The sequence below is a fragment of the Gracilimonas halophila genome (assembly GCF_042684365.1).
Classification (GTDB): domain Bacteria; phylum Bacteroidota; class Rhodothermia; order Balneolales; family Balneolaceae; genus Gracilimonas; species Gracilimonas halophila.
The window spans coordinates 343,079-365,482 of sequence record NZ_JBHULI010000024.1 but is presented as its reverse complement, the minus strand read 5'-3'; the positions used below and the strand labels follow the sequence as shown (position 1 = coordinate 365,482).

General features: G+C 40.4%; 24 protein-coding genes. 7 read left to right on the top strand and 17 right to left on the bottom strand.

What is annotated here, in order from left to right:
• Nucleotides 1-102: 102 nt before the first annotated feature.
• The 5 genes from ACFSVN_RS08075 to ACFSVN_RS08055 form a co-directional block, all read right to left on the bottom strand.
• Nucleotides 103-1,077, bottom strand: a complete 975-nt coding sequence (locus tag ACFSVN_RS08075; RefSeq protein ID WP_390300832.1) for a M23 family metallopeptidase — start codon at nt 1,075-1,077, stop codon at nt 103-105.
• Nucleotides 1,078-1,160: 83 nt separating this feature from the next.
• On the bottom strand, nt 1,161-2,192 hold the full coding sequence (gene hprK, locus ACFSVN_RS08070) for an HPr(Ser) kinase/phosphatase (protein WP_390300830.1): 1,032 nt from the start codon (nt 2,190-2,192) through the stop codon (nt 1,161-1,163).
• A 9-nt stretch (nt 2,193-2,201) separates the two neighbouring features.
• The gene (gene hpf, locus ACFSVN_RS08065) at nt 2,202-2,501 is read right to left on the bottom strand and encodes a ribosome hibernation-promoting factor, HPF/YfiA family (protein ID WP_390300828.1); all 300 of its coding nucleotides are present in this window, start codon (nt 2,499-2,501) and stop codon (nt 2,202-2,204) included.
• A gap of 28 nt (nt 2,502-2,529) precedes the next feature.
• Nucleotides 2,530-3,447 (bottom strand): tyrosine recombinase XerC, encoded by a 918-nt coding sequence (gene xerC / locus ACFSVN_RS08060; RefSeq protein WP_390300826.1) that lies wholly within the window; start codon nt 3,445-3,447, stop codon nt 2,530-2,532.
• Nucleotides 3,448-3,517: 70 nt separating this feature from the next.
• Nucleotides 3,518-4,666: a glycosyltransferase gene (locus ACFSVN_RS08055; RefSeq protein ID WP_390300824.1), complete on the bottom strand. Its 1,149-nt coding sequence runs from the start codon at nt 4,664-4,666 to the stop codon at nt 3,518-3,520.
• Between the two features lie 59 nt (nt 4,667-4,725).
• Here ACFSVN_RS08055 and ACFSVN_RS08050 point away from each other — a divergent pair, with 59 nt between their 5' ends.
• Nucleotides 4,726-5,793: a hypothetical protein gene (locus ACFSVN_RS08050; RefSeq protein WP_390300822.1), complete on the top strand. Its 1,068-nt coding sequence runs from the start codon at nt 4,726-4,728 to the stop codon at nt 5,791-5,793.
• A gap of 15 nt (nt 5,794-5,808) precedes the next feature.
• On the opposite strand, the gene ACFSVN_RS08045 is transcribed toward ACFSVN_RS08050, so the two are convergent.
• Nucleotides 5,809-6,474 (bottom strand): lysophospholipid acyltransferase family protein, encoded by a 666-nt coding sequence (locus ACFSVN_RS08045; protein WP_390300820.1) that lies wholly within the window; start codon nt 6,472-6,474, stop codon nt 5,809-5,811.
• A gap of 49 nt (nt 6,475-6,523) precedes the next feature.
• Here ACFSVN_RS08045 and ACFSVN_RS08040 point away from each other — a divergent pair, with 49 nt between their 5' ends.
• From ACFSVN_RS08040 to ACFSVN_RS08030, 3 genes are all read left to right on the top strand, one after another.
• The gene (locus ACFSVN_RS08040; RefSeq protein ID WP_390300818.1) at nt 6,524-7,183 is read left to right on the top strand and encodes an O-methyltransferase; all 660 of its coding nucleotides are present in this window, start codon (nt 6,524-6,526) and stop codon (nt 7,181-7,183) included.
• A 60-nt stretch (nt 7,184-7,243) separates the two neighbouring features.
• Nucleotides 7,244-7,741, top strand: a complete 498-nt coding sequence (locus ACFSVN_RS08035; RefSeq protein ID WP_390300816.1) for a protease complex subunit PrcB family protein — start codon at nt 7,244-7,246, stop codon at nt 7,739-7,741.
• Nucleotides 7,742-7,871: 130 nt separating this feature from the next.
• Nucleotides 7,872-9,113 carry a glycosyltransferase gene (locus tag ACFSVN_RS08030; protein ID WP_390300814.1) on the top strand — a complete coding sequence of 414 codons (1,242 nt, stop codon included), beginning with the start codon at nt 7,872-7,874 and terminating at the stop codon, nt 9,111-9,113.
• On the opposite strand, the gene ACFSVN_RS08025 is transcribed toward ACFSVN_RS08030, so the two are convergent.
• Both ACFSVN_RS08025 and ACFSVN_RS08020 read right to left on the bottom strand, forming a co-directional pair.
• Nucleotides 9,110-10,255 (bottom strand): THUMP domain-containing class I SAM-dependent RNA methyltransferase, encoded by a 1,146-nt coding sequence (locus ACFSVN_RS08025; protein ID WP_390300812.1) that lies wholly within the window; start codon nt 10,253-10,255, stop codon nt 9,110-9,112. The two genes, ACFSVN_RS08030 and ACFSVN_RS08025, sit on opposite strands and share 4 nt — an antisense overlap.
• Nucleotides 10,256-10,347: 92 nt before the next feature.
• The gene (locus tag ACFSVN_RS08020) at nt 10,348-10,779 is read right to left on the bottom strand and encodes an FKBP-type peptidyl-prolyl cis-trans isomerase (protein WP_390300810.1); all 432 of its coding nucleotides are present in this window, start codon (nt 10,777-10,779) and stop codon (nt 10,348-10,350) included.
• Between the two features lie 87 nt (nt 10,780-10,866).
• Between ACFSVN_RS08020 and ACFSVN_RS08015 the strand changes: the two genes are divergently transcribed.
• On the top strand, nt 10,867-11,295 hold the full coding sequence (locus tag ACFSVN_RS08015) for a CoA-binding protein (RefSeq protein WP_390300808.1): 429 nt from the start codon (nt 10,867-10,869) through the stop codon (nt 11,293-11,295).
• 81 nt (nt 11,296-11,376) lie between these two features.
• Here the strand turns inward: ACFSVN_RS08015 and ACFSVN_RS08010 are convergent, their stop codons facing one another.
• Complete coding sequence (locus ACFSVN_RS08010; protein ID WP_390300806.1) at nt 11,377-11,865, bottom strand: YajQ family cyclic di-GMP-binding protein; 489 nt, start codon at nt 11,863-11,865, stop codon at nt 11,377-11,379.
• Between the two features lie 118 nt (nt 11,866-11,983).
• Complete coding sequence (locus ACFSVN_RS08005) at nt 11,984-12,688, bottom strand: hypothetical protein (protein ID WP_390300804.1); 705 nt, start codon at nt 12,686-12,688, stop codon at nt 11,984-11,986.
• Nucleotides 12,689-12,731: 43 nt separating this feature from the next.
• Between ACFSVN_RS08005 and ACFSVN_RS08000 the strand changes: the two genes are divergently transcribed.
• The gene (locus ACFSVN_RS08000) at nt 12,732-13,058 is read left to right on the top strand and encodes a gamma-butyrobetaine hydroxylase-like domain-containing protein (RefSeq protein ID WP_390300802.1); all 327 of its coding nucleotides are present in this window, start codon (nt 12,732-12,734) and stop codon (nt 13,056-13,058) included.
• 60 nt (nt 13,059-13,118) lie between these two features.
• Here ACFSVN_RS08000 and ACFSVN_RS07995 read toward each other — a convergent pair whose 3' ends face one another.
• Nucleotides 13,119-14,216 (bottom strand): aromatic ring-hydroxylating oxygenase subunit alpha, encoded by a 1,098-nt coding sequence (locus ACFSVN_RS07995; RefSeq protein ID WP_390300800.1) that lies wholly within the window; start codon nt 14,214-14,216, stop codon nt 13,119-13,121.
• Between the two features lie 73 nt (nt 14,217-14,289).
• Here ACFSVN_RS07995 and ACFSVN_RS07990 point away from each other — a divergent pair, with 73 nt between their 5' ends.
• Nucleotides 14,290-15,309, top strand: a complete 1,020-nt coding sequence (locus ACFSVN_RS07990) for a Fe(3+) ABC transporter substrate-binding protein (protein ID WP_390300798.1) — start codon at nt 14,290-14,292, stop codon at nt 15,307-15,309.
• Between the two features lie 121 nt (nt 15,310-15,430).
• On the opposite strand, the gene ACFSVN_RS07985 is transcribed toward ACFSVN_RS07990, so the two are convergent.
• The 6 genes from ACFSVN_RS07985 to ACFSVN_RS07960 are packed head-to-tail and all read right to left on the bottom strand — an operon-like array spanning nt 15,431 to nt 22,393.
• Nucleotides 15,431-17,125 (bottom strand): ABC transporter permease, encoded by a 1,695-nt coding sequence (locus ACFSVN_RS07985; protein WP_390300796.1) that lies wholly within the window; start codon nt 17,123-17,125, stop codon nt 15,431-15,433.
• 28 nt (nt 17,126-17,153) lie between these two features.
• Nucleotides 17,154-18,596: a phytoene desaturase family protein gene (locus ACFSVN_RS07980; protein WP_390300794.1), complete on the bottom strand. Its 1,443-nt coding sequence runs from the start codon at nt 18,594-18,596 to the stop codon at nt 17,154-17,156.
• 5 nt (nt 18,597-18,601) lie between these two features.
• Complete coding sequence (locus ACFSVN_RS07975; RefSeq protein ID WP_390300792.1) at nt 18,602-20,263, bottom strand: S8 family peptidase; 1,662 nt, start codon at nt 20,261-20,263, stop codon at nt 18,602-18,604.
• Between the two features lie 46 nt (nt 20,264-20,309).
• Nucleotides 20,310-21,443 (bottom strand): DUF445 domain-containing protein, encoded by a 1,134-nt coding sequence (locus tag ACFSVN_RS07970; protein WP_390300790.1) that lies wholly within the window; start codon nt 21,441-21,443, stop codon nt 20,310-20,312.
• Between the two features lie 33 nt (nt 21,444-21,476).
• Nucleotides 21,477-21,935 carry an rRNA maturation RNase YbeY gene (ybeY, locus tag ACFSVN_RS07965; RefSeq protein ID WP_390300788.1) on the bottom strand — a complete coding sequence of 153 codons (459 nt, stop codon included), beginning with the start codon at nt 21,933-21,935 and terminating at the stop codon, nt 21,477-21,479.
• An 11-nt stretch (nt 21,936-21,946) separates the two neighbouring features.
• Complete coding sequence (locus ACFSVN_RS07960; RefSeq protein WP_390300786.1) at nt 21,947-22,393, bottom strand: hypothetical protein; 447 nt, start codon at nt 22,391-22,393, stop codon at nt 21,947-21,949.
• Between the last annotated feature and the right edge of the window lie 11 nt (nt 22,394-22,404).

Genomic DNA, 22,404 nt, shown 5'->3' with positions numbered 1-22,404 from the left:
AGATAGTTAGCCAAAGAAAATGAAAAAAGTATTATGATGCCATAAAAAAATCCCCGCACATAAATATATATCTGCGGGGATTTTTTAGTAAATCTAAGTGGATCAATCCAGGGAGTTCTTATTGGTTTCAGAGATCTCTTTGAACATAGCATACTCTTCCGGGGAAGTGTCTGCAAAAAAATAATATAATGGATCTACGGGGCGGCCTTTTAAATGAACTTCATAATGCAAATGCGGACCTTCTGAGAGACCTGAGTCGCCGGCCATGGCAATTTGCTGTCCACGTTCAACCTCCACTCCGGTTCTAATTCCTTTGGCATAACCCGAAAGGTGAGCGTAAAGTGTTTCAAATCCAAATCCATGATCTACGATCACGATCTTACCAAGTGTACTTTGAGGTCCGGCATATTTGATGGTTCCGTTACCAGTGGATAGGACCGGGTCGCCGACGTCAGCTCTGAAATCAAGGCCGTTGTGTGGGCGGGGGTATTTCAATATTGGATGATTTCTCATTCCGAACCCACTCAATAAGATCCCGGCAGTTGGTTTTATTGCCGGTATATGGCCCATTTTTTCTTTGTTGATATTGTATTGATTCTTGATCTCTTCAAAGCTGAGCTGTTGTATACCAATACGGCGTTCGAGATTATCAACCTTCGATGCAGTCCATTTAAGAAGTTCAGAAGTAGATTCAGAATAAACATCAAATTCATCATAAGGATCAGAGCCACCAACACCGGCCTGACGTTCTTCGTAAGAAATTTTTTCCATTCCCAAAACGGAACGATACATCTCATTGTCTTTTTCAGCGATGTTAGAGATCTGACTATCAAGATCTAAAAGAGCTGAACGGGTGGTTTCAAGCTGTTCGAACAGAGCTTCATTTTCAGCTTTGAGAGCTAATTCTGCAGGCGTGCCTACATAATTCGAGAGTAAAATTATACCTATTCCGGTAAGTACTACCCCTGAAAGTATCCATATTGATAAATTGTAAACAACTTGTTCAACACGGTTGTACTTGATAGGTACAAATTCACAATTTGCTTCGTCGTAGTAGTAATGATTTTTTAGAGACATACATTATCCTTATTCCAAAACTTTTCAAAGATAGTAAGCTGAGTATCACATTCAAAGAGTAAGCGTAAACTCTAATGTTACAATTATTCTATATCGCCTTCGAAATATTCAATAGCTCGTTTTGGCGACATATCGCCTCCTTTGGCTTTTTCACTGATACTTGATTTAATTCGTTCCTGAAACGCTTTTGCGGGATCATAGCCATAATGTTTCAATAAATAATTCATGGCAATTACTTCGGCTATCACAGTAATATTTTTCCCGGGAGTAATTGGGAGGTGAATAAGCGGAATATCTAAACCAAGTACATTTACTGAATCGTGATTGAGTCCTGTTCGTTCTACTTCACGTGTTTCATCCCAAAGCGTAAGTTCCAGCACTACTTCCAGCCTTTTTTGATATCGAATAGCCCGAATACCAAACATGGACATCACATCTACAATGCCAAGTCCGCGGATTTCCATAAAGTGCTTGCTCATTTCAGTAGCAGAAGACATCAGGACATTGTTCTTTTTGGTAAGCATGACAACATCATCAGCAACCAAACGATGGCCACGTTCAACAAGGTCGAGGGCAACTTCACTTTTGCCAATTCCTGATTTACCTGCAACCAGAATTCCAATTCCGTATACATCCATCATAGAACCATGAACCATGGTTTGAACTGCAAACTGGTCTTCCATGAAATCCCTAAGGATATACATGAAGCGTGTGGTTTCAAGCGGGGTAGAATAGATTGGAATGCCGGCTTCCCGGGAAATCTCAAGCAAATGTTCCGGAAGCTGATTGCCATCCGTCAAAAAAATAACTGGAATATCAAATTGAGTGATATATCGAAACGACTCACGTTTTTTATCTTCACTCATATGATCCAGAAATTGAGTCTCTGTATTGCCAATGATCTGAATACGCTGATACGTAAACAGGTCAATATACCCTGCAAGAGCCAATCCCGGTCGATGCAGGTCAGCTTCATAAATAAATCGATCTGCACTGCATTCCTCAGAAGCGCAAGATTCAATTTTGATATGTACGCGTTCACGTAATTTCTCAACCAGGTATTCGACTGAGATTTTTTCTTTACGCGGGATTGGATCCTGTGGGTTAAATGGCATATATGGTGCTTATTGGGTTGCGTGCATTTTTTCTTTATATCTCTTCAATTGCCTGCTTATGGTATCAATCGCGTTATGTACAGCTTGTTCATAGGTTTTAGCAGATTCTTTTACGGTGAGGACTTTTCGGGGTACTTTAACGATCAATTCCGCTTGTTGTGGGTTTTCATCGGAGGGGGTGGGTTCTAAAATAATATCACACATTACAATTCGGTCATAAAACTGTTCTAGTTTTTCAACACTGTCTCTGCAGTATTGCTGAAGATCTGCGCTTGCTTCAAAATGGCGTGCTGTGAATGTAGTTTTCATACTTCTAACTCCTTAAATGTAATGTTATTTATGTTTTTGCTCTTGGATGGGCTTGCTCATACACGTTCTTTAGCCTCTCGATGCTAGTGTGTGTGTATACCTGCGTTGCCGCGAGGTTTGCATGGCCCAAAAACTCTTTTATGATCCTAATGTCTGCACCGTTGTCTAACATATGCGTTGCAAAGCTATGGCGCAATACATGCGGACTCTTTTGAGTGACCTCACTCGTTTTCTTTAAATACTTTTCTACCATATAGCGAACTGCTCTGTCGTACATACGCTGACCGCTTGCTGCTATGAATAAAGATTTTTTGGCATCGGAATCTGTGCGATCTCCATAAAGTTCGCTTCTTTTTTCAAGGAACTCTTTGAGTATAGCCGACACTGTTTTTCCTAATGGAATAATACGTTGTTTATTGCCTTTTCCATTTACGATAACCTGATTCTGTTTCAGATCTATATCTGTGATATTCAATCCTGTTAATTCGCTTAAACGCATCCCCGTTCCATAGAAGAGCTCTAAAATAGCTCTGTTCTGTAATCCCTGAACGGTTTCAATGTTTACGTCTTCCATCATTCGCTCAATATCTTCTACAGTAGCTGTTTTTGGAAGGGTTTGCTCTTTCTTAGGGACTACCAATAAATGAGCCGGGTTCTTGGTAATATATTCACGCTTAAAACAATACTTAAAGAAGGATCGCAAAGCAGCAACTTTTCTGGCAATTGAAGTTTTAGCCAGCCCCTGTTCTGTAAGGTCACCCAGCCATAGCCTGATACTTAACCGTGTTATGGCATTAACATCAACTTTGTCAATATCAATTTCCTCAGTATTTGCTGTGAAATTGAGAAAAGACCGGAGATCATTCTCGTATGAAATAATGGTGTGTTTAGAGGCATTACGTTCCACACTCAGATATTTCAGGTATTTCTCGATCAGTGCTTTCATATGCCTTGAATATGTCTATGTATCTGCAAAAAAGAAAACAAATATTGATGAAGAGGAAATGAATTTTGATTCACACTTTACGTCCTTTCCAGTTCGCTTTCCTGCCGGTGTAATGATCCCATAAACATCGTATCCCCAATACTTCATACCAAAGTATGGTAAAAGGTTGAAGAAGGCTTACAAGTGGATTCCATCCAAATTTAAGGTCCATAATCCAGCGCTGGATGAGAATTATTGCTACCAGAACACCAGCAAACAGTTGTTGCCCGGAATTTCCGATTAAAAGAATGAGAAATGGAACTACATAAACAATAAGTTGCATGGCCGCCATGAATAGAAAAAGGGGAGTGTTTCGCCCAAAACCGACAAAGAAATTTTTACGGAGCCCTTCAAACAGGTCTTTGTGAGAGCGATACATTCTGCAATGCACGGTTTTAACACCATCAAACATGGTGATCTTAAATCCGTGACTTTTTATAGTTTTTGAGAGCTCAACATCTTCAACGATCTCTTGTTTTACGGAAGTATGTCCTCCGATGGCATCATATACTTTTTTGTTAAAAGCAATGAATTGTCCACAGGCGGCAGCAAATTGAGGCCCTAATTTATTCCGTAATTTACCGGGAAGCCATTTAGGATTTTGTTCCACATACTTAGCCGGGAGCAGGCTATATAATCCATAATAGATCATAGGGATAACAAGTTTTTCCCAAAAGGTTATAACGTGTTGTTTAGGCCATATAGTGATAGTATCAGATATTTGTAATGCATTGACAGCCTTGTAAATAGCATCTTCATCTAACCAGACATCCGCATCAATGAAGATCAGGAATTCCCCTTTTGCATGCTCACTTAACTGATGACAAGCCCATGGTTTTCCCAGCCAATCTTCTGGCTTGGGTTCACCTGTCAGGTGATGCAAATTGTTTATTATACCCGACAATTTATCTAAGATCTCAGTGGTGCCATCCGTGGAATTATCGTTAAGTACAAGTACTTCAAAATTTTGGTAGTCTTGTTTAAGAGCACTTGTTACACACCGCTCGATAACTGCTTCTTCGTTTCGGGCAGGTATGCAAATACTTACCAGTGGAGACTTATTACTTTCCGGTTTGAAAGATGCTATTTTGCGCAAAGAACGAAATTCAAACCAGTTGCGTACAAATACAAACATTGTGAAAGCGAGATAGGAAGCAGCAGCGTATAATAGTATGTCCATTGAACGAAAGATGTCAGACTTCACGTTGCCGTTCAGTCTTATTATAGCATTATTTGATTATGAATATATCTACAGACTTAGACCAGGTTTCACCGGATCCCAATAAACCGCCAAGCGGTTATGAATGGTGGTATTTTGATGGGTTAAGCATGGATGGTACATACGGTTTTGTTGTCATATTCTACCATGATAACCCATTCTCTACCCACAAAATAAGAAAACTGGAGAAAGACCCTTGTAAGAAGGAGTTCCATCCGGCCATCAGTGTTTCAATATACCGCAACAAGAAGACCATCTATTATAGTTTCCTTGAATTCAAGGAAGATGAATTCAATTGGGATAAAGATGGTCTTAAGCTCTCCATTCAGAATAACTTCTTTCAGTATGATCTTAAGGGGAATCGTTTTTCTTTTGAAATGAAACTTGACCAAGAGTTAGCTTCAGGGCATAAGATCAATGGAACCGTAAAAGGCAGCGGAGGATTGTCTCCAAGCTCTTTGATCAATTCGGAAAGCACGGATCAGCATACGTGGAATTTACTACTACCTGTTTTTGACTTTGAATCTGAACTTATGATAAATGGGCTAGATGGTAAGGATCACATTATGACAGAAGGAAAGGGGTACCATGATCATAACACGGGTAACGAACCCATGAAAGAAAGTTTCAAAGAATGGTATTGGGGGAGATACCACTGTAAGGATTTTACGCTGATCTATTATTTGATGGAGAAGCATGGTTCTCAGCAACTCGAGGCTTGGATGATCGATGCTGAGAATCAGTCTGTTTTAGAGTATTTAACAGAAGCTGACTGGAGCTATAAAACCAGGAATTGGTTCGGATTGAATTCAGCTCGTAAAATCGAATTAAATTCACCGCAAGTATCTGTAAATATTCAGCTAAAAGATAAGATAGATGATGGTCCATTCTATCAAAGATTTATTGGTGACTCAATTGTTAACTATAATGGACAAGTTTATGCGGCACAGGGTATTTCAGAATATATATATCCTGAAAATATCCATAATAAAGTCTTCTGGCCATTGGTGCATATGCGATTAAGGTATATGGATCAGGCTCCTCATTGGGTTCAAAGATCTAGCTTGATGTATCCCTGGACGTGGTAACCTAAATTATTTAGGCTAAAATTGCTGATCGAACCCTTCGTCAGTAAAGCCGGCAACCTCTCTTGTTTGTAAGATTATACGGTGTAAATCTTCCTGAAATAATTCCGTTAATTCATTTTTGCTCAATGATTTATCATAAACAGTTGATATTCCTATTGATAAATAAAGCTCAGGTTTGCTACTTCTCAAGGTGTGAGAGTAAATTGTGATCGGAACAAAGTCGATATCATCCAGATTTTGGTATAACCATGCAAGGCCTTTCCTGAAATTCGGTTTGTTTTCAGAAGCGGGAGTGATCCTTCCTTCGGGATAAATGAACAGGCAGGCATTGTCTCTTTTCATTGAATCTACGGCATAGCGCAACGAGGATATTGAAGCCCTGGGGTCTTCGAGGTTAATAGAGAATGCTCCGATCTTACTGAAAAAAGTGTATTGCCTCATTTGCTTGTCTTCCATCAGGGCACGGGCTTTTTGATGGAAAAGGTTTTCATTGAGATACAGTGGAATAAGGCCATCCCACCAGGAATTATGATTCAAAAAATAGACGGTTTTGGAGTCCTGTTTTGGGTGATAATCTTGTTTGATCCACAGGTGTTTGAATCTGCGTTTCAGTGACCATTTGGTGTAGTGATCAAAAAACCAGATAAAAAAGCGGGATTCGTCTGCAGGTGTAATATTCAATGTGTTCTTTTTTTGGTGATAATAGGGTGTTGTGCCTTATCTTTCAATTATGAAGAAGCACAGACATAATCCAATCGTTCAAATCACAGATCAACGCATCGAAGAGTATTCGCTTAGAATGACCACAGTTGAGTCTGAGCGCATCAAAGAGCTGGTAGCCTCATCACGTAGTGAGTTAGACTATATCGACATGCTCAGCGGAAATTTGGTGGGTCAAATACTTAAAATGCTTATTAGGGTCAGCGGTGCTAAACGCATACTGGAGGTGGGTACTTTTACCGGATATTCAGCAGTTATGATGGCAGAGGCACTTCCTGAAGATGGAGAGATCATTACTATTGAAATGAATATCCTTTATCAGGAACTGGCGGAACGCCATTTCAAAATGTTTGATGTGGAGAATAAGATCACTTTAATGAAGGGGAATGCACAGGAATTAATAAAGGATATAGAAGGGTTTTTTGGCCTCATTTTTCTGGATGCAGACAAAGTGAGCTATTCTTTTTACTATGAACAGGCACTGAAGAAACTGGAATCAGGAGGATTACTGGTGGTTGATAATGTGTTATGGAATGGAACTGTTTTGGAGCCCTCTGACCATAAAGCAGAAGCACTGGGTCAGTTCAATGGATTAGTACAGCAAGATAAAAGGGTAGAGCAAGTTTTACTGCCTGTCAGAGATGGGCTTACGGTGATTCGAAAGATTTAGTGTTCTCAGTGCTAATTCGTTATTTTAAGGCCTATTGCACAATATTTAAAAGGGAGAATTATGAAATTTTCAACAGTGGTCGTAATTATGATAACAGCAATGGGGCTTTCTTGTTCAGATACCCCGGCCGGAGAAGAGGGTGTAGTATTGGAAGATGTGGTAGAAATTGAGTTCGGGTCTAATGCGCATTACTACCCCCAAGAAGGGGATGTGACCAAAAAGATCTCCTCAGGATCGGTTTTTCAACAAGAATGGGAAACGGTTCATCAGTCCATGATTCCAATTCCTGAATTACCTGAGGTTAATTTTAACGAACGGATGGTAATACTCCTGATGATAGAAGGAAAGTCAACCGGGGGGTATACAATCGATGGTCCACAGATACGCTTGGTGGATGACCAAATTGTTGTCAAATACGCGGAAGTACATCCCGGAAACAGTTGTGGTACAACTCAAGCGTTAACCAGGCCATATAAATTCATTTCGATACCTAAGTCTGATAAGAACATAAAGTTTCAAAAGGGGAAAACGATATTTTTTGACTGTAGTAAACTATAATACAGTTGTATCATTTGAGTTGTGTGCTGCTACAGTATTCTTACCTTCGCTAAAAATTGACACTTGCGATCGGTAGAATTTCTATGAGTTTATAGCGAAACTACGCCGAAGTGAATTAAGATCATCAAGGATGACGCTAAAAGTATTAATTATTGGCAAAGTATGGCCTGAGCCGAACTCTTCTGCAGCAGGGACGCGAATGATGCAGCTTATTGAGATTTTAAAAGCTGAAAGCTGGGAGGTTACTTTTGCTTCCGCAGCTTCGAAGAGCAGTTATGCTTCAGATCTGAATGAGCTGGATGTGCCATCTTTGTCCATAAAACTCAATGATTCTTCCTTTGATAGCTTTGTTTCAGGACTTAATCCAGATGTGGTACTTTTTGATCGTTTCATGACGGAAGAGCAATTTGGGTGGAGGGTAGCAGAACAATGCCCTGATGCACTTCGGGTGTTAGATACGGAAGACTTACACTGTTTAAGGGAGGCAAGGCATCGTGCCTGGAAAAAAAACAGGGATTATCAAGAAGCTGATCTTTTTAATGACCTTGCCAAAAGAGAGATCGCGAGCATTCTTCGGTGCGACCTTTCACTGATTATTTCAAGCTACGAAATGGAAGTATTATCCCGTGTTTTTAAAGTGGATGAAAATGTGCTTTTGCACCTTCCTTTTTTACTAAATCAGTTAGGTGACGATATCACAAGTTCATGGTATACAATGGATAATAGAAAACACTTTATATCTATTGGTAACTTCTTGCATGAGCCGAATTGGAATGCAGTTTTGTATTTGAAAGAGGACATCTGGCCCTTGATAAGGAAGCAATTAACGGAAGCAGAGCTTCATATTTACGGAGCATATCCATCCCAAAAAGTAGAGCAATTGGATAACCCCGGTGAAGGATTTCTGGTGAAAGACCGAGCTGAAAATGCTAAAGAAGTAGTTGGGAAAAGCAGAGTACTTTTAGCACCACTCCGATTTGGGGCAGGGCTTAAAGGTAAACTCATTGAAGCCATGCAATGCGGTACTCCCAGTGTAACTACAGAAATTGGAGCCGAAGCTATGCACAGTGATCTGCCATGGCCGGGATCCATTGAGAATGATCCCCGGGATTTTGCTGAAAAAGCAGTAAAGTTATATCAGGATGAAGGCAGGTGGAAGGAAGCTCAGCAATCAGGAATCCATATTATTAATCAGTTATACCCGAAAAATGTGTTGAGAGATGCGTTTATAAAAAAGATCGAAGAGATACAGGGTGATCTTGATGCTCATCGAAGACGGAATTTCATCGGAGAGATCTTAAAACACCACACTGCTGCAAGCACGAAGTATATGAGTAAGTGGATAGAGGCAAAGAACAGGATCACAGATTAGTAGAGTTCGTATTCAAGCAATCGCGCATCTATGGTAGAATTATAGAATTCGATACGCTGATTGGTTCTGAGTCCGATCTTTTTAGCCAGGTCAAAGTTCCCTGTAAAAACATAGCCCCAATATCCTGTGGCTTCCTGTTTAAAGAAATCTCCAATGCCTTCATAAGTAGGCTCTAAGTCTTTTTCATTCCCAATACGGTCACCGTAAGGAGGATTTAGCATGATTATGCCGGTCTTATCAGAGGGAATCTCAGTTTCACTGAAATCACACTTTTTGACTTCAATCAGATGATCGAGTCCGGCTGTTCGGGCATTCTTACGGGTAGCATTTACGGCTCGCACATCATGATCGGTGGCGATAATACGTCCTTCAAAATCCTTTTCGCTTTTATTTTTAAGGTCTGTACGAAGATCATTCCAGCGCTCCTCATCAAAGCCAAGAATATGTTTGATCCCATAATTAGGTCGCAACAAGCCTGGAGCTTTATTTAGCGCCTGTAAGGCCGCTTCTATGGCAATGGTTCCGCTTCCGCACATAGGATTGATGAAATGCTGTCCCGGGTTCCACCTACTTGCAAGGATCAATGCCGCGGCCAGTGTTTCCTGCATGGGAGCTACACTTGTTTCGGTTCGGTAACCTCGACGTGAAATGGACTCTCCTGAAGTATCAAGATAGATTTGTGCCCGATCATTTTTCCAGAAAATAAACACTACGGTTTTATTCAAATTCGGGCCTGAGTCGGGCCTTGATCCTGTTTTTTTACGAATACGATCCACAATAGCATCTTTTGCTTTCATATTGGCAAACTGCGTATTTGTGACCGTCTTATTCTTAATGAAGGAAGTAACGCTCACATATCCGTGCTTATCGATGTAATCTTCCCACGGAATTTTAACCAGCTCATTATAAAGCTGCTCTCCATTTTGAGGCCGGCAATCCTTCAGCATAAAATGCACACGATGTGCTGTACGAAGATTCAGATTCAACATCATACAATCATTCAAACTGCCTTTAGTCTCAATACCCGCCAGCCGTTCTTTGATGATCGGGAATCCAAGATCGGTGAGTTCTTTTTTGAGATAAGGGGTAATCCGCTTTGGGCAAGTGATAGAGATCGTACTTTGCTGGGAAAAATCGGCCATAGGAGTTTTTTAGCTTTCAGGAATATGTAGGATATAAAAAATGGAGTTCCTCTCTCGAAGAACTCCATTGTGTAAATTTTGATAGATCGAAATTAGTTTACGATATCAACCAATTCAATATCAAAAGTCAGGTCTTTGCCTGCAAGAGGGTGGTTTGCATCGATCATGATGTTTTCCTCTTCAACTTTTGTGATCTGAACCGGAACAGGTTGTCCGTTAGGTTGATTCAACTGAAGCTGCATTCCAACCTGAGGTTCAATATCCTCTGGAAGTTGGTTTCGCTCAATTGATAATTCAAGATCTTCTCTGCGCTCGCCATAAGCGTCTGCAGATTCAATACTAGCAGTGGTTTTATCTCCGACTTCTAAACCAACAACAGCTTTTTCAAAACCGGGAATCAATTTTCCTTCTCCCAGTGTTATTTCAAGAGGATCTCTTTCAACAGAAGAATCAAATACTGATCCGTCTTCTAATTTTCCAGTGTAGTGGACTTTTACGGTGTCACCGTCTTTTACTTTAGACAAAATAAATCTTGTTTTAATTGTGAATATATTGTGCTAATTAAGATACAGAAAATTTCACACTTATGAGGATCGTAAACACCTATTAACATGATCAGCGATAACAAAGACATCCAAAAGATCTTGAAAGAAGCCACAACCGTAGCTATGATCGGTTGCTCACCCAATGAGTACAGGACAAGTAACTATGCAGCTAAGTTTCTACAGGACAAAGGATATCGGGTAATCCCGGTTAATCCGGTGGCCGGGGAGATCTATGGAGAAAAGAGCTATGATAAACTGACGGATATCCCTTCTGATATTCAGATCGATATCGTGAATGTATTTCGAAATTCGGAGTTCTCTGCCAAAGCCGCACAAGATACTGCCGACTGGAAAAAGCAAACCGGTCAAGCTCCGGTGGTATGGACTCAACTCGACGTTTCATCCTTTGAAGCCGAGAAGATCGCTGAAGAGAACGAACTCCCTTATATAAAAAACCGATGTATTATGGTGGAATGGGACAGGAATTTTAAATGAGCCAATGAAAGTTGAGAGTTGATAGAGTGATAAGTGCCGAAAATACGTCTGTCACTCTATCAACTCTCAACTTTCAAACAACTACTTCATATTCACAAACTGTAACGGAACGCCCATATCTTTGGCTTTCATGTGTTTTATGACAGCCTGCAGATCATCGATCTTTTTACCATCAACACGCACCTGATCGTCTTGAATCTGAGGTTGAACTTTCACCTTCAGGTTCTTGATCTCCTTTACGATCTTCTTAGCCGTCTCCCGGTCAATACCTTCTTTAAGCATTACGTCCATTTTTAAATGACCTTGTGATGAGCCTTCCGGATCTTTGAAATCCAATACTTTGGAACTGATTCCTCGTTTAATAAAATTTTTGACCAGCATATCCTTCACAGCCTCCAGCTTCATGCTTTCGGCTGCCACCAAGTGGATACGGTTCTCTTTTTTGTGAAACTCCACCTCGGTGTGAAGTCCGCGGAAGTCGTACCGAGTATTGATCTCTTTCAGCGTGTTGTTGATAGCATTATCAACTTCTTGGGCATCTACTTTATTTACGATATCAAATGAGGCCATAAAGGAAATTTTAAATTTTAAATTGGAAATGATAAATCGGCGTAATGTTCAATTATTGTTGAAGCGATAATTTCTTAAAGTGATGAAGTAAGTTGAATACAAACTACTTCATCACACTTCACTCTAACTCTTCGTATTCGTCAAATTCGTCTTTTTCTAGTTTTTCGGCAATTTTTTCAGATAAAATTTTCTCCACAAACAATTCGTCTTCATCCGGGATCATTGTTTTGAAACTGCGGATGGAATCATTCAGCTTATATTCAATTTCAATGATACCCTCAGAGAACCAGGAATAAGTAAAGAAATTCTCCCAGCTAATTTTCCGGTCTAATAGGACGAGCCCTTTTTCTCGAATCTCCGGTACCAATCGAATGGTGAAACTATACGCACCAACTGCTATAATTGATAGTCCTGAAGTTACGCGAATAGGAGTGAGGGGAAGGTCAGATAAAACAGCAGTGCGCTGAATTCCAAATAAGATGATACCCAGTGCCACCAGATTTGGAAAGATATCGGTCCAGAATGAGCGATTCACATAAATGATCTCTCCAAAATCACGTTTTTGCTGAAATTGTTGAATCGCAGCCCCTAAAAAGAACCCAAACAAGGAAGCATACACATTAGCCATAACGGCTCCGGCAATGGCTTCAGGAAAATAGCCTATACGGTGCATCCATTGCAGGATCAAGAATAGAAAAACTATGCCAAGCAGGGTTAGGGAAAGACGGCGAGGGGTAACCCGGTCGATGTATAAAAGTCGTTTAAAGCCTAGGTAAATACTTAGTGTGGCAACGATAAATGCTGAAACAATTATCCAAAGCATTGATTAATTTTAGTTAGAAGTTTAATCTTATAAATAGTTTTTGATGGACGAATCGACCACGCCTACGGGCATTGAAGTTAGCAATAAAGATCAGGTTCTGGAAATTTCATGGCACGATGGACATACTTCTGTTTTTCCGCTTTACGGATTGAGGGTAAACTGTCCGTGTGTAACTTGTAGAGGGGGGCATGGAAGTATGGGAGACTTTGAACCGGAAGCTTTTTTTGAAGAGAATCTATCACGTATCGAGATCAGAAATATTGAGCAGGTTGGGAATCATGCTATTAAAATAACGTGGGGAGACGGACATAATTCCGGGATGTATCAGTGGGAAACACTAAGGTGGCTGGATCCTGAAAACCACAAGTGACGAATAATGAAGTGATGAAGTAATTGTATTCGATTTACTTTATCACTCCTCACTTAATCATTATATAGCGTTTTTGATTTCTTGTTTTAACAAGCTTTGAAAGTGATACACGCCAAGTTCTCTTTTCACTGAAAAACGACCTTGATGGTAAACTTTTGATTGAATCCCTCGCTGTACCGCTTCACAAATCTCAATATCCTCATTCTGGATATCATCACTATAAGCTATGTCCTCTTTAATTATTCCTGATCTTTTCCTGGCTTCAGTCTCATCATAGAAATAACTGAAAATGACTTTACAGCGAGTGGGGGATACAGGGATAACCAGATTCATTTGAAGTCTGCCGGGTAAAATATTGAGCATCATATTTGGAAAAACGAAATAGTAAAAAGCCTCTCCGCCATTTTCTGAGTATAAGTTATCACCATTTTTAAAGGGGCTGTGTTGCAAAGAATACCATTTTTCAGTTTCTGTTACATAAGACCGGTAATCCAACAGATTCGCAAGTTCGGGATGAACGATCGGGATATGATAACCCTCCAGATAATTATCTACATATACTTTCCAGTTACAATTAATTTCATAAACCTGTTCTCTTTGAAACTGGAGGTTGCTGAGGTTAAGTGGTGCTATACGCTTTTCAATTCCTTCTAAAAGTTGAGCTAACTCAAAGTCGTTAGTATCGACTCGCGCGAATATTAAACCTTGCCAAATAGAAACCTCGAATGGTTCCAGGCCAAAGTCTTTTTTGTCAAAAAGTTCAACAAGATTCCAGTCTGGAATTCCTCGCAAAGAACCGTCATCTAAATAAGTCCAGCCATGGTATTGGCATTGGAGAACGGTTTTGGTCCCTTTCTTGATAGCTAATGGGCCTCCACGATGTTTGCAAACGTTATAAAAAGCTTTGATCTCATTCTTAGTATTTCGGAAAATAATGATCGGATTTCCAGCTACTTCACCCGCGTAAGAATCACTTGCTTTGGGTATCTGATCTATATGGCAGACGTACTGCCATTTTTTATTGAAAAGATTTTGCTGTTCAAAAACATGTATATCCTCTTTATGATACCAATCTGATGGTATGGTCTTGGCTTTTTCGATAGGGTCAATTTGCAAAACCTTATCTGTAAATAAATTTTTATAACTTTTATTACTCATCAATTTAGATTTAATCTAAATAAAGTTTTATTTTAGAAACGTTAATTAAAAAATTCACAAACCAATTTTACTAATGAAATCTAACATGTTGTTACTCATTGTATTTTCAATGCTCTTTATTTCTTGTTCTGATCAGGAAGAAGTTAACGTTTATTCTGCGCGGCATTACGACACCGATCAGGAATTATACGCGGAGTTTACTGAAAAAACCGGAATTGAAGTTAATCTTATTGAAGGCGGTTCAGATGAGCTCATTGAGCGGGTTCGAAGTGAAGGAGTAAATTCTCCTGCCGATATTCTGATCACTGTAGATGCCGGTAGACTTTGGAGAGCCGAAGAAGCTGACATCTTACAACCTATTGAATCCGAAATCCTTGAAGAGCGTATTCCTTCAGAATTTCGTCATCCGGACGGACTTTGGGTGAGCCTCTCCAAACGAGTAAGAGGCATTGTAGTAAATCCTGAGGCAGTGGAGAATTATGAAGAGCTGACCTATGAAGATCTTGCTGACCCTCGTTTTGAAGGCCGTGTATGTGTTCGTTCATCCAACAACATTTACAATCAGTCGTTAGTGGCTTCCATGGTTGAAACGATCGGAGCTGATGCTACCGAAGAGTGGGCAGAAGGACTAGTTGCTAATTTTGCCCGGGACCCACAGGGTGGAGACCGTGATCAGATCCGTGCAGTTGCAGTAGGTGCTTGCGATGTCGCTATTTCAAATCACTACTATTTAGCTGTGATGATGACAGGCGATGATGAAGCTGATCTTGAAGCGGCCTCAAAAGTTGAGTTTGTTTTTCCAAACCAGGGTGAGAATGAGCGCGGTGCACATATCAATGTTAGCGGCGCAGGTATCCTTAAAAACTCCCCGAATAAAGATAATGCAGTTCGGTTTCTGGAATATCTTACGACTCCTGAAGCTCAGAAGTATTTCATAAGCGGTAATAACGAATACCCTGTGAATGATGAGGCTGAAATAGCTGAAGTACTACAAGGCTTCGGTGAATTCAAAAGTGATGCTGTAAACGTGTCAGCTTTGGGAAGAAACAACCCTGAAGCTATTCAGATCATGGACAGAGCCGGCTGGAGATAGTCTAAAGAATATTGAATATTCAATAAGGAATATCGAATAGCGAAGTGATCAATTTCGTTATTAGGTATTCCTTTTTTTATTGATAACAGTTTATCTGAGTTATCAATACGATCTACGGTCACTATTGAGTTTCTGACTTTCGTGATCTGGCGATGGTTCGGCTAATAATGATCACGGGTATAATTCCAACTAAAACGATCATTAAAGCGGCCCCGGATGATTCCGTAAGCCTTTCATCGGAAGCATATCGGTATACCTGCACAGCGAGTGTGTCAAAGTTAAACGGGCGTACAATTAAGGTTGCCGGAAGTTCTTTCATCACATCTACAAAGACGAGTAAGCCGGCAGTAAGTAATCCACCAGACATCATAGGGATGTGAATACTTCTCAGTACTTTTGAGAATCGATATCCCAATCCTCTAGCTGCTTCATCCATATTGGGGGTGATTTTTTCCATGCTTGCTTCAACTCCTCCAAATGATACGGATAGAAAACGTACGAGATAGGCAAAAACCATTGCAAAAATAGTTCCGCTGAGCAAGAGTCCGGAAGAAAATCCTAAATATTCCCGGAAAAAGGAATCGATGGAGTTATCAAAATAACCGAAGGGAATAAGCACACCCACAGCTATCACAGAGCCTGGAATAGCATAGCCTAATGAACTCACACGATTAAAGAACTTTACGGATCTGGTTGGATTCAACCGGGCCGAATAGGCCATTATCAAAGCCATAACTACGGCTAAGAACCCGGTTAGTGCAGAAACAGTGAAAGAGTTAAAGGACAGCTCAATGAACTTTAAATTCAAATGATCGAGGTTTGAGAAAAACATCTCAAGAAGAAGAATGACCGGAAGAATAAAGCCTATCAACACCGGAATAAAACAAACAGTAAAAGCAGCTAAAGACTTAAACCCTTTTAACTCAAATCTGTTTAGGCGTTTAAAACGGGAAGAATTTGCTTTTTCATTGCTGATCTTATTTCTGGACCAGCGTTCTAAGATCAGTAAAACTACAATGAATGAAAGGAGAAATGCAGCTAATTGTGCAGCAGCAGGGCGTTCACCTAATCCAAACCAGGTTCTATAAATTCCTGTTGTAAATGTCTGCACACCAAAATATTCCACTGTTCCGAAATCGTTAAGGGTCTCCATTAGTGCGAGGGCAAGTCCGGCCGCGATTCCGGGCCGTGCAACAGGGATAGCAACCTTGAAAAAACTTTGCCAGGTCGAGTACCCCATAATTCGGCTGGCCTCAAGTAAACTGGTTGATTGTTCTAAAAAGGAAGAACGAGCCAGCATATATACATAAGGGTAGAAAGCCAAAGACATGATAATAATAGCACCCTCAATAGAACGAATATTGGGAAACCAATACTCACCAAGACTTAACCCAAAAAGGTTGCGGATCATTGTTTGAAGCGGCCCGGCGATATCAAGGAAGTCTGTGTAGATATAAGCCATCAGATAAGCAGGGATGGCAAAGGGAAGGATGGAGGCCCATTCAAACACTTTTCTTCCCGTAAAGTCTGTCATGGTGATCAGCCAGGCGGAAGAAACACCTAAGACGATCACGCCCAGGGAAACTCCAGATATGAGAATCAGAGAATTCAGAACGTAGTCATCCAGAACAGTGTCAGCAAGATGACTCCATACTTCTCCTGCAGGAGTAAATATTGAAAATACCACCGTCAGAATTGGTATGGAGATCAGCAGGGCGATGGCCATACTGAAGAAGGTCCATTTAGGGGATTTCTGTCGGATCTTTGACGAGTCGGATCGTAAATTTTGTATCGTTGTATGCAGTGCTTTTAGCATGCTGAAAGATAAGCTTCTGTGGCTTTAATTATGAATTGAAACCAAACTCATTTTTGAGGACAGATTCAGCTGCATGATACCCACTCATTCCATGAACTCCACCGCCGGGTGGGGTAGATGAAGAGCAAATATAGAGTCCATCTGCAGGAATTTTATACGGATCCCATTTAAGCACAGGTCTGCCAAAAAGTTGGGTTGAGATCTGAGCGCCACCGTTAATATCTCCACCAATATAATTGGAATTATAGGTTTGCATTTCCCGAGTGTGCATGGTGTTCTTAGAAATTATGGTATCTCTAAAGCCGGGAGCAAAACGCTCTATCTGATTTTCTATGAACTCAGTCATGTCTTTTTCAGAGCCATTTGGTACATGACAATAGGCCCATAATGTGTGTTTTCCGTTAGGGGCCCGGCTTTTATCAAAGATACTCGGTTGAGCTACTAATACATATGGTTTTTCGTGATGTTCTCCTTTCCATGCCGCTTGTTCACTAGTGGCAATTTCCTGAAATGTACCCCCAAGATGCAGAGTTCCTGCTTTTCTGGAATGTTCATTTTCCCAGGGTACCGGTTCAGAAAGAGCCCAGTCTATTTTAAAAACTCCGGGTCCATATGTGTAAGTAAGTAATTTCTCTTTGTATTTCCCGGGAAGTTTATCGCCGGCAATCTTTGCGATTTGATGAGGAGTGAGATCAAATATTACGGTTTTTGAGGTAGGGATATCAGCCATACTATTAACTTCGTGATCTGTGATGATCTCGCCGCTCAATGACTTGAAAAGTTCAGCAAGTGCATTAGTGATAGCAGAAGAACCACCCTTGGCAAAAGGCCACCCAACGGCATGGGCAGAACTCCCCAATACCAATCCAAATGAGGATGTAAACGCTTTACTTAAGGGGATGATGCTATGGGCTGCACATCCCGCAAAAAGCGCTTTGGTTTGAGGGTCTTTGAATAAAGAATTGGTAAAATGTTTTGCTGAAAAAAGGCCATACCATCCGAATCGAGCCATCAGTAAGGGATGTTTTGGGATACGTAAGGTTCCAAAGATATCTTCAGAAAGATAATCCCAGTTCTCTGTAAATTCTTTGAAGATCTTTAGGTAGGCTTTACCGTCAATTCCCAACTGCTCGGCTGTTCTCTCGATACTTCGAAAAGCGGCAACCGCATCTCCATTATCCAAAGGGTGAACATATGGTATATCGGGATGAATAAATTCGAGCCCGAATTTTTGCAGATCCAATGTTTTAAAAAATGGGGAGCCGGCGGCTGTAGGGTGAACTGCAGAACAGACATCATGCAAAAATCCGGGTTCTGTAAGTTCCTGAGTTCTTGTACCTCCACCAATGGTTGATTTGGCTTCAAGAATGATCACTTTCAATCCTTCCTGAGCAAGCCTGACACCTGCACTAAGTCCGTTAGGGCCGGAGCCGACTATTACTGCATCGTATTCTTTAGGGTCTGTTTTCAAAACTTTTAATTAGATCTTTCACCTGCCAGTTTTAATGCTTCATAGGCATTTATAATGCCCCCTGTACTTGAAAGTTCTGAAAAATGGATGGCTTCCATAGTTCCCGGTTTGTAAACCATCTGATTTACTTTGGTAACCGTTTCAAGAATAATGTCCTTAACCTCCGATGTTGAAAGCTCAGGATAATAAGACATTATAAGGGCTGCAACTCCCGCAACAACAGGCGAAGCCATGCTGGTTCCACTATTCATCTGATATTCATTTTCAGGATAGGTGGAATATACATCTACTCCGGGAGCGAAAATATCAACGTTAGACTTCCCATAGTTTGAAAAACTTGCTACCAGGGTTGAATCTGATTGCCATGAAGAAGCACCGACACTTAGGTAATTGGTTGCTTTCCCTCCATCCTTATAAAATCGGGTGGGGTAGGAGTTTGTACTGTCAATATTATCACTTCCATTTCCTGATCCTGAAACCATCAGTACACCAAGGCTGTCAGCGAATTTCATAGCAGCATCCACATATTCTTTTTGTGGGGAATATCCTTTTCCGAAACTCATATTGATGACCCGGGCTCCATTTTCAGCTGCGTAGCGAATAGAATTGGCAACATCTTTATCTCGTTCGTCACCATCAGGCACAGTGCGTAGGATCATTAGCTCAATATGGTCAGCAATACCCTGAGCTCCAAGATCATTGTTTCGGATAGCTCCAACAATACCCGCAACGTGTGTACCGTGATCACCGGTTGGCCCGATTACATCATTATTTCCATAAATTCTATTTTCCAGATCATCATAGTTATCTCTAACAATAGTTCTTGGGTTGAAGTCTGGATTAAGTCCATATTCTGCGAGTCCGCTTATATGCTCATAATAATCTTCCAATTCTTTCAGTTCAGCTTCACTCGCTCCGTTATTAAGCAAATATGTGATGATCTGTTTGGCTTGTTGCATTTGTTGACCATCTTCAGAAGTTACCTGAAGCATGTCTGAATCAACAGAATCGATACTGGCAATACCAAGTGCTCTTTTAGCAAATTGAATTGCTTGTCGGGTTTGGCCTATCTGGTTTAGTTCTTGTCTATTTTGCTGAACACGCTGTTCAAAAGCCTCTTTAATTTCCAGGTAATATTGGTAGTCTTCCTGCTCATCTGATAAAACAGAATCTTCTTTAACGCCTTCAAACCTTTCACTGTATTTGGCATAAAGTCGGGTTAGTTCATAAGTATCTTTGTTGACATGACTGCCATCCGGACCTCCAATAAAATTCCAGCCGTTGATGTCATCTATATATCCATTCCCATCGTCATCTTTCCTGTTTCCGGGAACTTCGTCATCGTTCACCCATATTTTATCTGAAAGGTCTTCATGTTCTATATCCGTTCCTGAATCTATGATAGCTACGATCACCTTTTCTTTTGGCTCAAGCCCTGATAATAATTCAGTATAAGATTTTTCAACCCCTGTGCCATAGTAGGGGAAGGCGTTGGTTGAGTTTAAATGCCAGGTTTCCGTGGCCTTTACTTCAGTTACTTCAGAAGTTTGTGAATCATCAGCTTCTATCTGATCAGTATCAGTTTCAGTAGTGGTTCTAGTCCCGGTACAACTTATCACAAAGGTAGAGAGGAAAACCAGGATGAAGAGCTTATTTAAATATTTCATGAATAGGGTTTTTGAAATTACTTGGATGAAATTGATGAGATAAGAATTATTTTTTTAATCTTTGGATCAATATATCAGCCATTACTGTAAAGCTGATAATAAACGCTAATAACAGGATACTCGCAACCGGTTCCCAAATAATGAATCCTCCAAAAGTACCAAGTACGGCTCCTAAATATTGAATGTATTTTAGCTGATCGTTGCTGGCGTTCTTTATAAGGTTTTCGAGCTTCTTTTCATCATACTGGCGGAGGTTGTCTTCAACTAAGGCATGCACATCCAGTTGATTGATGAGCTTATATAATAGTCCGGTTACCATCTCTTCAATAACGGAACCGTGTTCATCCAGTTTTGCAGGAAGTTCATCAAGAAAGGTGTCCATCTTATTCAGTCCATGCTCTATTCCTGTTGGTAATTTTACAAGCGCACTTTCCACAAGATCCTGCATTTCTTGCCCTTTCAAAAAGCTGTAAGCCCTGAGGGCTACTTTCTCGAATGAATTCTCTTCAATGGCATCGTCAATTTGCTCCATCAGTTTTTTTGCTATGGAGGAGCGCACTTCTGGGTCGGCGATCATCTCATCCACATAACTGACTACAAGTACTTTCAAGCTTGCTCTGAATTCAGGATCGTCTATTATGTTCTTGACGTAAACGGTAGCTTTTTCCCGATATTTAGCAATAGCCTGTGATTCATGAATCTTTTGCTTTATGATCTGCGGATTGATAAGATCCTCAGAAACAGCTCTTGCCAATCTGTATGCAATGCGATCTTTTTGAGCAGGTATGAGTCCCTGACCAAGTAGTGGTCGTTTATGGGTTGGCCTGAAAAGCATGGTAATAGCCAGCCAGTTTGTAAGAAAGCCTATTAAACCACTCACACTTACGATTCTGAGCAGGCCTTCAAATGAAAAATTATGGCCAAATAGATCGGCTGTCATATTGTTAAAATCCCAGAAAAAGGATACGATAAAAACTACAAGCAGGAGGTAGGGAACTGAAAGTAACAAGATCATCAACCAGGGATGTTCTGTAGTTTTTTTTGGCGGAATATATTTTACAGGAACTGTTTCTTCTGAGCTAGAATGTTTTTGCACCTGATTTTGGATCAACTCCCAGAGTTGTCGCCCATACTGTTTTGTCTGCTCTTTAAAAGTATTTGAATTTGGCTCTTTACTCATGCAATTTTTTGAGTGGATGTACGAGATAAGTGATTATTTGTTAGACTCTAAAAGTCTTAAATAATTATTTTCGAGATTGGTCATTTCTTCTTTTTTGGCTTTTGTGTCATCTTCATAGCCGATAAGATGTAACAAGCCGTGAATAAAAATACGCTTAAATTCGCGTTCTGCAGGTTCACTAAACTCTTTTGACTGTTCGAAAATTCGGGGGACACAGCAAAACAGGGTTCCTTCAATGGAACTTTTGTCTTCGGATTCGGCTCCATCATCATACCTGAAAGAAATGATGTCTGTTATATAATCCCGGTCTAAATGTTCTTCATTGATACGAACGATCTCGCTTTCATCAACATACACGAGTTCAACCAACACAAATTTGGCGGTCTCTTGATTGCTAATGATATCCAGAGCTAAGTCTGCCTGACTTTTAGATAAAGGAACTTCCACATCGCTATCATTGAATATCTGAAGGATGGAAGTTTCGTTTTTCAAAGGATCTTGAGTTAGAATGAGAAGTCGTCATCCATGGACTCGGTGAGAGAAAGAGCGATCCCACACATCATTAAGTCTTCAGGAAGTTGAGTAAAGTCTCCATTCAGGATGGCATGGTCAACATTTGCATATAAGCTACAACCGGCAGTTTTTTCAACGATCAATCCGGAGGTTTTGTCACCTGATCTTCCAAAGAATGTAACTTGTTGCAGCATCTCACTTGCTACAAAAGCAGTGCAGTTGTGAAGTTGAAGAAATGTATTATAGGCGTAAACTGAGACCATATTCATTTGCTCATCGTTTACCTCTAATCCAAGGTGTATTTCCAGTGCGAGCTTTCGGGGTTCATCTTCGTTTTTTACCTCGAAACGAAATACATCATTACCCAATGGTTTAGGCTTGGTTCCGAGAACTTTACCTATTGCGTCAATATTTTCTTTAGTGAACTGATGAATCATAGCTTGTTAAT